The organism is Enterobacter sp. E14S (assembly GCF_055666685.1).
The window spans coordinates 16736-29997 of sequence record NZ_JBVODQ010000016.1 but is presented as its reverse complement, the minus strand read 5'-3'; the positions used below and the strand labels follow the sequence as shown (position 1 = coordinate 29997).

General features: G+C 55.3%; 11 protein-coding genes. 7 read left to right on the top strand and 4 right to left on the bottom strand.

All coding sequences use genetic code 11. The features are described 5' to 3' along the window. The first annotated feature begins 159 nt into the window (after positions 1 to 159). Positions 160 to 645, top strand: a complete 486-nt coding sequence (locus ACZ6J2_RS21205) for a GNAT family N-acetyltransferase (protein ID WP_471726587.1) — start codon at positions 160 to 162, stop codon at positions 643 to 645. On the opposite strand, the gene galR is transcribed toward ACZ6J2_RS21205, so the two are convergent. Further along, positions 606 to 1622: an HTH-type transcriptional regulator GalR gene (gene galR, locus ACZ6J2_RS21200; protein WP_023309052.1), complete on the bottom strand. Its 1017-nt coding sequence runs from the start codon at positions 1620 to 1622 to the stop codon at positions 606 to 608. The two genes, ACZ6J2_RS21205 and galR, sit on opposite strands and share 40 nt — an antisense overlap. A 623-nt stretch (positions 1623 to 2245) precedes the next feature. Here galR and aas point away from each other — a divergent pair. Then, positions 2246 to 4405, top strand: a complete 2160-nt coding sequence (gene aas, locus ACZ6J2_RS21195) for a bifunctional acyl-ACP--phospholipid O-acyltransferase/long-chain-fatty-acid--ACP ligase (protein ID WP_471726586.1) — start codon at positions 2246 to 2248, stop codon at positions 4403 to 4405. Continuing rightward, positions 4398 to 5591 (top strand): lysophospholipid transporter LplT, encoded by a 1194-nt coding sequence (gene lplT / locus ACZ6J2_RS21190; RefSeq protein WP_047060028.1) that lies wholly within the window; start codon positions 4398 to 4400, stop codon positions 5589 to 5591. Before aas ends, lplT begins: the two co-directional genes overlap by 8 nt. Positions 5592 to 5683: 92 nt before the next feature. Here lplT and ACZ6J2_RS21185 read toward each other — a convergent pair whose 3' ends face one another. The 3 genes from ACZ6J2_RS21185 to mutH all read right to left on the bottom strand — a co-directional run bounded on the left by ACZ6J2_RS21185 (position 5684) and on the right by mutH (position 7895). Beyond that, complete coding sequence (locus tag ACZ6J2_RS21185; RefSeq protein WP_023309049.1) at positions 5684 to 6724, bottom strand: NADP(H)-dependent aldo-keto reductase; 1041 nt, start codon at positions 6722 to 6724, stop codon at positions 5684 to 5686. Positions 6725 to 6855: 131 nt separating this feature from the next. Next, positions 6856 to 7074 carry a YgdI/YgdR family lipoprotein gene (locus ACZ6J2_RS21180; protein ID WP_008499668.1) on the bottom strand — a complete coding sequence of 73 codons (219 nt, stop codon included), beginning with the start codon at positions 7072 to 7074 and terminating at the stop codon, positions 6856 to 6858. 128 nt (positions 7075 to 7202) lie between these two features. Then, positions 7203 to 7895 (bottom strand): DNA mismatch repair endonuclease MutH, encoded by a 693-nt coding sequence (gene mutH / locus ACZ6J2_RS21175; protein ID WP_047060026.1) that lies wholly within the window; start codon positions 7893 to 7895, stop codon positions 7203 to 7205. Positions 7896 to 8578: 683 nt separating this feature from the next. On the opposite strand from mutH, the gene rppH reads away from it, so the two are divergent. From rppH to thyA, 4 genes are all read left to right on the top strand, one after another. Beyond that, on the top strand, positions 8579 to 9109 hold the full coding sequence (rppH, locus tag ACZ6J2_RS21170; protein WP_013098553.1) for an RNA pyrophosphohydrolase: 531 nt from the start codon (positions 8579 to 8581) through the stop codon (positions 9107 to 9109). A gap of 12 nt (positions 9110 to 9121) precedes the next feature. Next, positions 9122 to 11368 carry a phosphoenolpyruvate--protein phosphotransferase gene (gene ptsP / locus ACZ6J2_RS21165; protein ID WP_023309047.1) on the top strand — a complete coding sequence of 749 codons (2247 nt, stop codon included), beginning with the start codon at positions 9122 to 9124 and terminating at the stop codon, positions 11366 to 11368. A gap of 193 nt (positions 11369 to 11561) precedes the next feature. Then, on the top strand, positions 11562 to 12437 hold the full coding sequence (gene lgt, locus ACZ6J2_RS21160; protein ID WP_023309046.1) for a prolipoprotein diacylglyceryl transferase: 876 nt from the start codon (positions 11562 to 11564) through the stop codon (positions 12435 to 12437). A gap of 6 nt (positions 12438 to 12443) precedes the next feature. Continuing rightward, positions 12444 to 13238 (top strand): thymidylate synthase, encoded by a 795-nt coding sequence (thyA, locus tag ACZ6J2_RS21155; protein WP_014885081.1) that lies wholly within the window; start codon positions 12444 to 12446, stop codon positions 13236 to 13238. Positions 13239 to 13262 lie beyond the last annotated feature (24 nt).

Here is a 13262-nt window from a genome sequence, read left to right as displayed (position 1 = left end):
GATGCGGGAAGCGCAAAACTTCTGCCACGATCACGCTTTTTGGTCACGATTCGTCTGGCATGCCTGAAGTAAAACTAAATAGTCTGACTCTGGTAAAATAATCGCCGAACCGAGCTGGGGCGACAGGCCAGCAAGTACATGAGAAAACACAGGTGAAACGTGAAAAAGAGTGTCATCCTTCCGCTGTACCAGGCACCGCACTATGCGGAGCAGGTCACCGACTGGCTCTGGCAGGCCTTTGGCGAAGGGCTTTCTCGGGAATTTTTCCACAGCATTATTGAGCACAGCCAGACGCCGGGAGCATTACCGCTGACCTTTATCGCCGTAGAAGACGAACAGCTTGTTGGTACGGTAGGACTCTGGCGCTGCGATTTGATCACCCGTCAGGATCTCTTTCCGTGGCTGGCGGCGCTCTACGTTGACGACGCGGCGCGAGGCAAGGGACTGGCAGGAAAGCTACAGCAGCACGTTATTACCTGGGCCGCGCTGGCGGGATATGAAGAACTGCACCTCTGGTCTGCCTGCCGCGACTTCTACGAACGTTACGGCTGGCAGTATATCGGTGATGGGCTGGAATACCCCAACACGCGGGTTCACCTCTATCGCTATTCGCTCTGCGCTTCCGCAGGTGACGCAACGGAGTGACGGCGAACCAGCGTCGGGCTAAACAGATGCGTAATATCCGGCGGCTGGCGCTGTTCAGCCAGCGCTAGCGCCAGCTCGGCGGCCTGCGTTGCCATGGTGATAATCGGGTAACGCACGGTCGTCAGACGCGGGCGCACATAGCGAGAGACCAGCACGTCATCGAAGCCAATCAGCGAAATTTCTGCCGGTACCTCAATCCCGTTGTCATTCAGCACCCCCATTGCCCCTGCGGCCATCGAGTCGTTATAGCTGGCAACCGCCGTGAAATTTCGTCCACGACCCAGCAGCTCGGTCATGGCCTGTTCACCGCCGCTCTCATCCGGTTCACCGTAGGCCACCAGACGGTCATTACACGGCAGGCCGTTTTCGCGCAGGGCGTCGTAGTAGCCCTGCAGACGGTCTTCCGCATCAGAAATCGGGTGATTGGAACAGAGATAGCCAATCCGGGTATGGCCCTGTTGAATCAGATGACGGGTCGCAAGCCAGGCACCGTAGCGGTCGTCGAGGGCCACACAGCGTTTTTCAAACCCGGGAATAATGCGGTTGATGATCACCATTCCGGGCATCTGCTTCATCAGGTGAATCAGCTCGGCATCCGGGATCATTTTGGCGTGAACTACCAGCGCGGCGCAGCGGTGGCGGATCAGCTGCTCGATGGCCTGGCGTTCTTTTTGCTCATTGTGATAGCCGTTGCCGATCAGCAAAAAATTGCCTGTCTGATAAGAGACCTGTTCAACCGCTTTCACCATGGCGCCGAAAAAGGGGTCGGAAACATCACCCACCACCAGCCCAATGGTTTCGGTGGACTGCTGGGCAAGCGCGCGGGCATTGGCATTGGGATGATAATTCAGGGATTCCATGGCGGTTTGTACCGCCTGGCGCGATGCGTCACTGGCTTTTGGGGAGTCGTTAATCACACGAGAGACGGTTGCCACCGACACACCTGCCAGACGGGCCACATCCTTTATTGTCGCCATTCATTACCTTCTTATTGGGGGTAAGCGTTTACACACCAAATAGTGTTGCGGAAAAGCGGCGCGCATTCAAGGGGAGCGGATTTCCGCGCTCCACAAACGTGACGCAGGACAACCCTGGTAGTGTAATCGTTACACGCGCAGTCATGTCTGAAGAATGTCAATCTGAACCTTTGGTTACACTTTGCGTCAGGCTGTTGCGATTGGCCGATGGCGAGGTGGTCAAAGAGGTTGATACAGTCAAAGTCCCAGAGGTATTGATAGGTGGAATCAACTCCGGTTGATTAACACGCTTTACACCAACCTGCGTTTTTACGCAGGTTTTTTTTGCCTGATAGTTCAATCTGTAACAGCAACAGAGAATATTCACACCTGGTTGCACTTAGGCTCATTCCCTTGCGTTTTCCTGCTGGCGAAGCGCAGGGCGAACGGCCACAATCAAGATCCCAGAGGTATTGATTGGTGAGAATTCTTAGTACGGTTTCGTACTCATCTCTTGCACCAACCTGCGCGGATGCGCAGGTTTTTTTTCGCCTCCACTTTTGCTGTCGCTCCCGTATCACTTCTCGTGTAATCTGCCACCATTTACTATCAACCCTCCACACTGGCTGGCAAAGGGAGTTGAGATGCTATTTGGGTTCTTCCGTACACTGTTCCGTATTCTTTTTCGCATCCGCGTCACTGGCGATGCCCAGGCGCTTCGCGGTGAACGCGTTCTTATCACACCAAATCATGTTTCCTTTATAGACGGCATTCTGCTGGCGCTATTTTTACCCGTGCGCCCGGTGTTTGCGGTCTATACCTCTATCAGCCAGCAGTGGTACATGCGCTGGCTCACGCCGCTGATTGATTTTGTGCCGCTCGACCCGACAAAGCCGATGATGATTAAGCATCTGGTGCGTCTGGTCGAGCAGGGTCGTCCGGTGGTGATTTTCCCGGAAGGGCGTATTTCAGTGACCGGTTCGCTGATGAAAATTTACGACGGCGCGGGGTTTGTTGCCGCGAAGTCAAAAGCGACCGTGGTGCCGCTGCGCATTGAAGGCGCAGAGTTGACCCATTTCAGCCGCCTGAAGGGGCTGGTGAAGCAGCGTCTGTTCCCAAAAATCACGCTGCATATTCTGCCGCCCACGTCGTTACCGATGCCGGATGCGCCGCGTGCCCGCGATCGCCGTAAAATCGCCGGGGAAATGCTGCATCAGATTATGATGGAAGCGCGCATGGCCGTGCGCCCGCGCGAAACGCTGTACGAATCTCTGCTTTCTGCCCAGCACCGCTATGGCGCGAAGAAAAACTGCATCGAAGACATCAACTTTACCCCGGATACCTATCGAAAGCTGCTGACTAAGACCCTGTTTGTGGGCCGCATTCTGGAGAAGTACAGCAAAAAGGGCGAAAAGATTGGCCTGATGCTGCCTAACGCGGGCATCAGCGCGGCGGTGATTTTTGGTGCGGTTTCCCGGGGGCGCATCCCGGCAATGATGAACTACACGGCGGGGGTGAAAGGACTGACCAGCGCCATCACCGCTGCCCAGATTAATACCGTCTTTACTTCCCGTCAGTTCCTGGACAAAGGCAAGCTCTGGCATCTTCCCGAGCAGCTCACCCAGGTGCGCTGGGTCTTCCTGGAGGATCTGAAAGCGGACGTCACCACCGGTGACAAGCTGTGGATTTTTGCTCACCTGCTGATGCCGCGTCTGGCGCAGGTCAAACAGCAGCCGGAAGATGACTCGATTATCCTCTTCACGTCGGGTTCGGAGGGCAACCCGAAAGGCGTCGTCCACAGCCACAAGAGCATTCTGGCGAACGTTGAGCAAATTAAAAGCATTGCCGACTTTACCGCGGATGACCGTTTTATGTCGGCGCTGCCGCTGTTCCACTCCTTTGGCCTGACGGTGGGGCTGTTTACGCCGCTGCTGACCGGCGCAGAAGTGTTCCTTTATCCAAGCCCGCTGCATTACCGGATTGTGCCGGAGCTGGTGTATGACCGTAACTGTACCGTCCTGTTCGGCACCTCAACGTTCCTCGGCAACTATGCGCGTTTTGCTAATCCGTACGATTTCTATCGCGTGCGGTATGTGGTGGCCGGTGCGGAAAAACTGCAGGAGAGCACGCGTCAGATCTGGCAGGACAAGTTTGGCCTGCGCATTCTCGAAGGTTATGGCGTTACCGAGTGTGCTCCCGTGGTCTCGATTAACGTACCGATGGCGGCGAAGCCGGGCACGGTGGGCCGAATTCTGCCGGGGATGGACGCGCGTCTGCTGGCCGTGCCGGGCATTGAAGACGGTGGCCGTCTGCAGCTGAAAGGGCCAAACGTGATGAACGGTTATCTGCGCGTGGAAAACCCAGGCGTGCTTGAGGTGCCGACGGCGGAAAACGTCAACGGCGAGGTTGAAACCGGCTGGTACGACACCGGTGATATTGTCCGTTTTGATGAACAAGGCTTTGTACAGATTCAGGGACGGGCGAAGCGCTTCGCCAAAATCGCCGGTGAAATGGTCTCTCTGGAAATGGTTGAGCAACTGGCGACGGCCGTGTCCGCGGATAAGATGCACGCAACGGTAGTGAAGAGCGATGCCAGCAAAGGCGAGGCGCTGGTGCTGTTTACGACCGACGCTGAGCTTAAGCGCGACAGGTTACTGAGCTATGCGCGTGAACACGGTATTCCTGAACTGGCCGTGCCGCGCGATATTCGCTACCTGAAGCAGCTCCCGGTGCTGGGTAGCGGGAAGCCCGATTTCGTGACCCTGAAAGGCATGGTTGAAGAGGCGGAACAGCAAAATGCGTGAGTCAGTACACACTAACACATCGCTCAGGTCGAAAGGCATGATGGCCGTCATCGCCGCGCAGTTTCTCTCTGCGTTTGGTGATAACGCGCTGCTGTTTGCAACGCTGGCGCTGCTGAAGGCCGAGTTTTACCCCGACTGGAGCCAGCCGATCCTGCAGATGGTGTTTGTGGGCGCTTACATTATCTTTGCTCCGTTCGTCGGGCAGGTGGCGGACAGTTTCCCGAAAGGCCGGGTGATGATGTTTGCCAACGGCCTCAAGCTGCTGGGTGCCGCCAGCATTTGCTTTGGCTTCAACCCGTTTATTGGCTACACGCTGGTGGGCATTGGCGCTGCCGCCTACTCCCCGGCGAAGTATGGCATTCTCGGAGAGCTGACCACGGGCGATAAGCTGGTGAAAGCCAACGGCCTGATGGAGTCGTCAACCATTGCCGCAATCCTGCTCGGATCCGTCGCGGGCGGCGTACTGGCCGACTGGCATGTCCTGGCGGCACTGGGCATCTGCGCGGTGGTGTATGGCGGCGCGGTCGTGGCGAACCTGTTTATTCCCAAACTGCCGGTGGCTCGTCCGGGGCAATCCTGGCGCTTTAAACCGATGACCGGCAGTTTCTTTACCGCCTGTCGCGTGCTGTGGCGTAACGGTGAAACGCGTTTCTCATTGATGGGGACCAGCATGTTCTGGGGCGCGGGCGTCACGCTGCGCTTCCTGCTGGTGCTGTGGGTGCCGGTGGCGCTGGGAATTACCGACAACGCGACGCCGACCTATCTTAACGCGATGGTGGCCATCGGGATTGTGGTTGGGGCAGGCGCGGCGGCGAAGTTGGTGACGCTCGAGACGGTAGCACGCTGCATGCCCGCAGGGATCCTGATTGGCGTCGTGGTGCTGATTTTCTCGCTGCAGCATGCATTATTGCCTGCGTATGTCCTCCTCATCCTGATTGGTATTCTGGGCGGTTTCTTCGTGGTACCGCTGAACGCGTTGCTGCAGGAGCGTGGCAAGCAGACCGTCGGGGCGGGGAACGCCATCGCGGTACAAAACCTGGGTGAAAACCTGGCGATGCTGTTAATGCTGGGGCTCTACTCGCTGGCGGTAAAAGTGGGTGTGCCGGTGGTGGGGATTGGCGTCGGGTTTGGCGGGCTGTTTGCGCTGGCGATTGCGGGATTGTGGATCTGGCAGCGTCGGCGTTGATAAGTGCGGCCTGATGCCCTCAACCCGGCCTTCTCCCACCGGGAGAGGGAGCAAACCCAAAAACGGCAACCTGCGTTGCCGTTTTGCTTTTATTACGGTGCCGGGTATGTGTATACCTGATGAACCGCTTCAATCTCCGCTAACACCTCTTCACTCAGGTTCAGATGGAAACTCTCAATATTGGTTTTCAGCTGTTCCATCGTGGTTGCGCCCAGCAGGGTGCTGGCAACAAACGGCTGACGACGCACGAAGGCCAGCGCCATCTGTGCAGGGTCTAGACCGTGACGCTTTGCGATATCCACATAGGCGGCAACGGCTTTCTGCGTCTGCTCGCCGCTGTAGCGGGTAAAGCGGCTAAAGAGGGTATTTCTCGCCCCGGCCGGTTTCGCGCCGTTCAGGTATTTCCCCGTCAGCGTGCCAAAGCCGAGACAGGAATAGGCGAGCAGTTCCACTTCTTCATATTGCGTCACTTCGGCCAGACCCACTTCATAGCTACGGTTAAGCAGGCTGTACGGGTTCTGAATGGTAACGATACGCGGCAAATCGTGTTTATCCGCCAGGTGCAGATAGCGCATTACGCCAAAGGCCGTTTCGTTAGAGACTCCAATGTAGCGGATTTTTCCCGCGCGCTGGCACTCGGTCAGCGCTTCCAGCGTTTCCAGCAGCGTTACGGCGGGGGCGCTCTCATTCCAGCTGTAGCCGAGCTTACCAAAGCAGTTGGTTGGACGCTGCGGCCAGTGCACCTGATACAGGTCGAGATAGTCGGTTTGCAGGCGCTTCAGGCTGGCGTCCAGTGCGGCGCGGATATTCTTGCGATCGAGGATCTGATTCGGGCGGATCCCGGTATCGTTGTTGCGCGCAGGACCACTGACTTTTGAGGCAATCACCAGCTTTTCACGGTTGCCGCGTTTTGCCAGCCAGTTACCGACGTAGGTTTCGGTAAGTCCCTGCGTTTCCGGACGTGGCGGAACAGGGTACATCTCTGCGACATCAATCAGGTTAATCCCCTGGCTGACGGCGTAATCGAGTTGTGCATGGGCATCGGCTTCGCTGTTTTGTTCACCAAATGTCATCGTGCCCAACCCCAGTTGGCTTATTTCCAGAGCGCTGTGGGGGATACGGTGATAATGCATAGCCGGCTTCCTCAGTAGACTTATAGACCGCGTCAGGGCGTGCCCGACAAAGGAATATAAACATGGCAGAGGGGAAGCAAAAGGGGAAGAAAAAAATCAAAAAGGCCAGTAAGCGACTGACCTTTATCTGTTTATCGCTCGATAATTTGCGATACTTCGTCGCGATTGATCTGCATTTTATTGCCTTCCTGGTCGCGGTAGCTGACCAGACCGGTATCATCGTCGACTTCGGGTTTGCCGTCGGTCAGGATCATTCGACCATCTTTTGTCGCCATGACGTAATCGCTGCTACAGCCCGATACGGCAAACGCTAAACCGACTGCTGAAACTAACACTGCCCATTTTTTCATCGTTATCGTCCTCATCTGGCGCGTATCAAATCATAATCTAGTATTAACCCGATATGGCGACTTGAGGAAGCGGTAAAATCTTAAAAAGCAGTCGATTATGTTTGAGAGCTCGCAAAATAAGTAAAAAACTATGTTTTTAACAGGAAATGACGGGCAAGGAGTGCGCCGGTGAAATTCTTTTTGAGATAAAAACCGCGCGGTAACGTCAGTATCGGCTCACCCTTCGCGCCGATTGCCTCGGTAAGCGCTTTGCTGTTGGCCGCTTTCGGGCGCAATTGTAAAACTTCTCCGTGTCGGGCGGTGATGCGCTCTACCTGCCCAAGCACAATCATGTCCATCAGCTCCTCCCAGTCCAGACGCAGCTGTTGCTCCTCATCGTCGTTCGGGCTCCAGAGCAGCGGCGCGCCAACGCGACGGTCAGCCAGGGGGATCTGACGTTCACCTTCGACCGGTACCCACAACACGCGCTTCAGCTTGTGGCGAACGTGGCTGGTTTCCCACGTCACGCCGGTGTTGCCGGTTAGTGGCGCAACGCAGACGAAGGTGGTCTCAAGAGGCTTGCCCTGGCTGTCTATCGGGATGGTTTTTAACTCCACGCCAAGCGCTGCAAAATCCTGCTCGGGTTTGCTCCCTGCGCTGGCACCCAGCCACAGCTCAAGCAGCATGCCGATCCAGCCTTTATCCCGTTTCAGATCCTTCGGGATCTGAAGCCCTGCCATTGCCGCCAGCTCGCCAAGCGAAAAGCCTGCAAGACGCTGTGCCTGCTGTAGCAACTGGCCCTCGCTGGACGGCGGCGAGAGCAAGGGTGTAAGCGGATGCATGAAGGTAACCTTTTGATTAAAAAATAAACGAAGAAATTCTCCCCTGTGGATAGAGTTTAACTATTTCTGTACCAATATTCCATGTCTATGATTTATAGGTTTTTTTATTGGTTTGAAATCGTTTCACCAGACTCAAAAAACCGGTTGTTCAAATCTGGTCACTGACAATGAACAGGATCTTACACCATGTTATCCACAGAAAAATGGGATAACTGGGCATAACCCTGACTACTGTTTCAATTTACAGCCTTGACGTGCGATGAAAATCGAATTTTCAAACAAATTTTGACTAACTTATTGGCACAATCTGTGGATAAAACCGACGCTGTTCGATCTTTCATCAGCACGACGATCCCTGATGTGACGATCGTCACGATATTCTGTTTTATGCTCATGAAAATACATTTAACTGTATGAAAATAATTGCATTATTTAATTCAGGTGAAAAGGGGGAAACTGCATCGTTTGAGGTTGTTCATCGGTAATCAGACACTTCTTCACAACTATATCCACAGAAAAGGTGAATAAAATTCCCTTCACTGCCTCTCATCTGTTTATAACTCAGCATTTATTTGTGAGTTATTCAAATGTTATTAGGTTGCAGCCCTGTAAGAGAGTGGTTTACCGCCTCCCTGTAGTGTGAAACAATCATTCATATATAAGGTTTAGTTTGGGGTAGTCCGGTGATTGATGACGATGGCTACCGCCCGAACGTAGGAATAGTAATTTGTAATCGTCAGGGTCAGGTAATGTGGGCCCGGCGATATGGTCAGCACTCCTGGCAGTTCCCTCAAGGCGGGATCAATCCGGGAGAGTCCCCAGAACAAGCGATGTACCGGGAGCTTTTTGAAGAGGTCGGTTTAAGCCGTAAAGATGTTCGCATCCTGGCTTCGACCCGCAACTGGTTGCGTTACAAGTTACCGAAACGTTTGGTGCGTTGGGACACAAAGCCGGTTTGTATCGGCCAGAAACAGAAGTGGTTTCTGTTGCAGTTGGTGGGCAACGATTCAGACATCAATATGCAAACCAGCAGTACGCCGGAGTTCGATGGCTGGCGCTGGGTGAGCTATTGGTATCCTGTTCGTCAGGTCGTGTCATTTAAACGCGATGTTTACCGTAGGGTGATGAAAGAGTTTGCAAGTGTGGTAATGCAGCTTCAGGAGATCCCGCCTAAGCCGCAAAGCGCACCTGCCTGGCGACGTAAAAGAGGTTAAGCTACGCAAATCATGCTCACCCGCTTGCGAGAAATAGTCGAGAAGGTGGCCAGTGCTCCGCGTCTGAACGAGGCGCTGAATATTCTGGTCACTGACATCTGTCTTGCGATGGAGACCGAGGTCTGTTCGGTGTATCTGGCCGACCACGATCGGCGCTGCTATTACCTGATGGCGACCCGTGGTTTGAAAAAACCACGTGGACGCACCGTCACGCTCGCATTTGATGAAGGTATCGTGGGCCTGGTTGGGCGGCTGGCTGAACCCATCAACCTTGCTGACGCGCAAAAACACCCCAGCTTTAAATACATCCCTTCCGTAAAAGAAGAGCGCTTCCGCGCTTTCCTTGGCGTGCCGATTATCCAGCGTCGCCAGCTGCTCGGCGTGCTGGTCGTCCAGCAGCGCGAGCTACGTCAGTACGATGAAAGCGAAGAGTCTTTCCTCGTCACGCTGGCCACGCAGATGGCGGCGATCCTCTCCCAGTCCCAGCTTGCCGCGCTCTTTGGTCAATATCGCCATACGCGCATTCGTGCCCTTCCGGCATCGCCAGGCGTAGCAATTGCGGAAGGCTGGATGGACGCCACGCTGCCGTTAATGGAGCAGGTTTACGAAGCCTCTACGCTTGATGAAGCGCTTGAGCGCGAGCGTCTTACCGCCGCGCTGGAAGAGGCGGCGAATGAATTTCGTCGTTACAGCAAGCGCTTTGCCGCAGGCGCACAGAAAGAGACGGCGGCCATTTTCGACCTCTATTCTCACCTGCTCTCCGACGCGCGTCTGCGTCGTGAGCTGTTTGCGGAAGTGGATAAAGGCTCGGTCGCAGAGTGGGCGGTTAAGAAGGTCATCGAAAAATTTGCCGATCAATTTGCGGCACTGACCGACGGTTACCTGAAAGAACGGGCTGGCGATCTCCGCGCCCTGGGACAGCGTCTGCTGTTCCATCTCGATGACACCATTCAGGGGCCGAATGCCTGGCCAAAACGGTTTGTTCTGGTCGCCGATGAGCTCTCGGCAACGACGCTGGCTGAACTGCCTCAGGACAGGCTGGCCGGTGTGGTGGTGCGCGATGGCGCAGCCAACTCGCATGCCGCCATTATGGTGCGCGCGCTGGGTATTCCAACCGTTATGGGCGCGGATATCCAGCCGTCGGTACTGCACCGCCGTACGCTGGTAGTGGACGGCTATCGCGGTGAGCTGCTGGTCGATCCTGAGCCGGTTCTGCTCCAGGAATACCAGCGTCTTATCAGCGAAGAGAATGAATTAAGCAAGCTGGCGGAAGATGACGTTAACCTGCCCGCACAGCTTAAGAGCGGAGAGCGGATCAAAGTCATGCTCAACGCCGGTTTAAGCCCTGAGCATGAAGAAAAGCTTGGCAGCCGCATCGACGGTATTGGCCTGTACCGTACTGAAATCCCGTTCATGCTGCAGAGCGGTTTCCCCTCCGAAGAGGAACAGGTGGCGCAGTATCAGGGGATGCTGCAGATGTTTAACGACAAACCTGTCACCCTGCGAACCCTCGATGTCGGCGCGGATAAACAGCTGCCCTATATGCCGATCAGCGAAGAAAACCCGTGCCTGGGCTGGCGTGGGATCCGCATTACGCTCGATCAGCCGGAGATCTTCTTGATCCAGGTGCGTGCAATGCTGCGCGCCAACGCGGCGACGGGCAATCTCAGCATCTTACTCCCGATGGTCACCAGCATTGATGAGATCGACGAGTCCCGGCGACTGATCGAACGTGCCGGCCGTGAAGTGGAAGAGATGATCGGCTATGCGATCCCGAAACCGCGGATCGGGGTGATGCTTGAAGTGCCGTCTATGGTCTTTATGCTGCCGCAGCTGGCAAACCGTGTTGATTTTATCTCTGTCGGCACGAACGACCTGACACAATATATTCTGGCCGTCGATCGTAACAATACGCGTGTCGCCAGTATCTACGACAGCCTGCACCCGGCGATCATTCGCGCGTTAGCGATGATTGCCCGTGAAGCGGAACAGTACGGCATTGATTTACGCCTGTGCGGTGAAATGGCCGGGGATTCAATGTGCGTTGCGATCCTGATTGGTCTGGGGTACCGCCATCTGTCGATGAACGGTCGCGCTGTCGCCCGCGTGAAGTACCTGCTGCGACATATCGATATCAACGATGCCCGCGAGCTGGCTGAACGCAGCCTTGACGCGCAGCTGGCCGCTGAGGTTCGTCATCAGGTCGCAGCGTTTATGGAACGACGCGGTATGGGCGGCCTGATCCGCGGCGGCCGCTAATCATCTTTCTGCCTCTCCCTCCGGGAGAGGGCTCCAGCGCGCATAAAACCCTATACACATCTTTTACATCTCTGGCGCATCCTCCGCGCCCGCCTTGTGCTATGATTCGCAACTTTGGAGCCTCTGCTTACGGCAGAATCGCATTTCTACCGCTGTCCACTTTCAGCGGAATAACAACATCTTGTGGTGACAGATGAACAGTGGTTATCTGCATTTTCCGGAATTTGATCCGGTCATTTTCTCAGTAGGACCTGTTTCGCTTCACTGGTACGGTCTGATGTACCTGGTGGGCTTCATTTTTGCCATGTGGCTCGCTGGCCGTCGCGCCAGTCGTCCGGGCAGCGGCTGGACTAAAAACGAAGTTGAAAACCTGCTCTATGCGGGCTTCCTCGGCGTGTTCCTCGGTGGCCGTATTGGGTATGTGCTGTTCTATAACTTCCCGGTATTCCTGAATGACCCTCTCTATCTGTTCCGCGTCTGGGATGGCGGCATGTCCTTCCACGGCGGCCTGATTGGGGTGATCCTGGTGATGGTGATTTTTGCCAAACGCACCAAACGCAACTTCTTCCAGGTTTCAGATTTTATCGCACCGCTGATCCCGTTTGGTCTCGGCGCTGGCCGTCTGGGTAACTTTATCAACGGTGAGCTGTGGGGCCGCGTCGACCCGAGCGTGCCGTACACGATGCTCTTCCCGGGCTCCCGCGCAGAGGATATCGCGCTGCTGCCATCACACCCGGAGTGGCAGTCCATTTTTGATACCTACGGCGTTCTGCCGCGCCATATGTCTCAGCTGTACGAGCTGGCGCTGGAAGGCGTGGTGCTGTTTATCATCCTCAACCTGTTTATCCGCAAACCGCGTCCGATGGGCGCTGTCTCCGGCCTGTTCCTGATTGGCTACGGCGCATTCCGTATTATCGTCGAGTTCTTCCGTCAGCCTGACGCACAGTTTACCGGCGAATGGGTACAGTACATCAGCATGGGGCAGATCCTCTCCATTCCGATGATTGTCGCGGGTGCCATTATGATGATTTGGGCGTATCGTCGTCGTCCACAGCAACAAATTTCCTGAGGAACCATGAAACAGTATCTTGAATTGATGAAAAAAGTGCTCGACGAGGGCACGCCGAAAAACGACCGCACCGGCACCGGTACGCTCTCCATTTTTGGCCACCAGATGCGCTTCAACCTGCAAGAAGGCTTCCCACTGGTGACGACAAAGCGCTGCCACCTGCGCTCGATCATTCATGAACTGCTCTGGTTCCTGCAAGGCGATACCAACGTTGCGTATCTGCACGAAAATAACGTCTCAATCTGGGACGAGTGGGCAGATGAAAACGGCAACCTGGGCCCGGTTTATGGCAAGCAGTGGCGCGCCTGGCCAACGCCTGATGGCCGCCATATTGACCAGATCACCACCGTGATGAACCAGCTTAAAAACGATCCAGACTCGCGCCGAATCATCGTTTCCGCCTGGAACGTCGGCGAGCTGGATAAAATGGCGCTGGCACCGTGCCACGCGTTCTTCCAGTTCTATGTCGCTGACGGCAAGCTCTCCTGCCAGCTCTATCAGCGCTCCTGTGACGTGTTCCTCGGCCTGCCGTTTAACATTGCCAGCTATGCGCTGTTAGTCCACATGATGGCGCAGCAGTGCGATCTGGAAGTGGGCGATTTTGTCTGGACCGGTGGGGACACCCATCTTTACAGCAACCATATGGAACAGACGCATCTCCAGCTGACCCGCGAACCGCGTGCGCTGCCGAAGCTGATTATCAAACGCAAACCGGCATCAATCTTCGACTATCGCTTTGATGATTTCGAGATTGAGGGCTATGACCCGCATCCGGGCATCAAAGCGCCCGTCGCTATCTGATGCGATAAAGCGTGACACAACCGG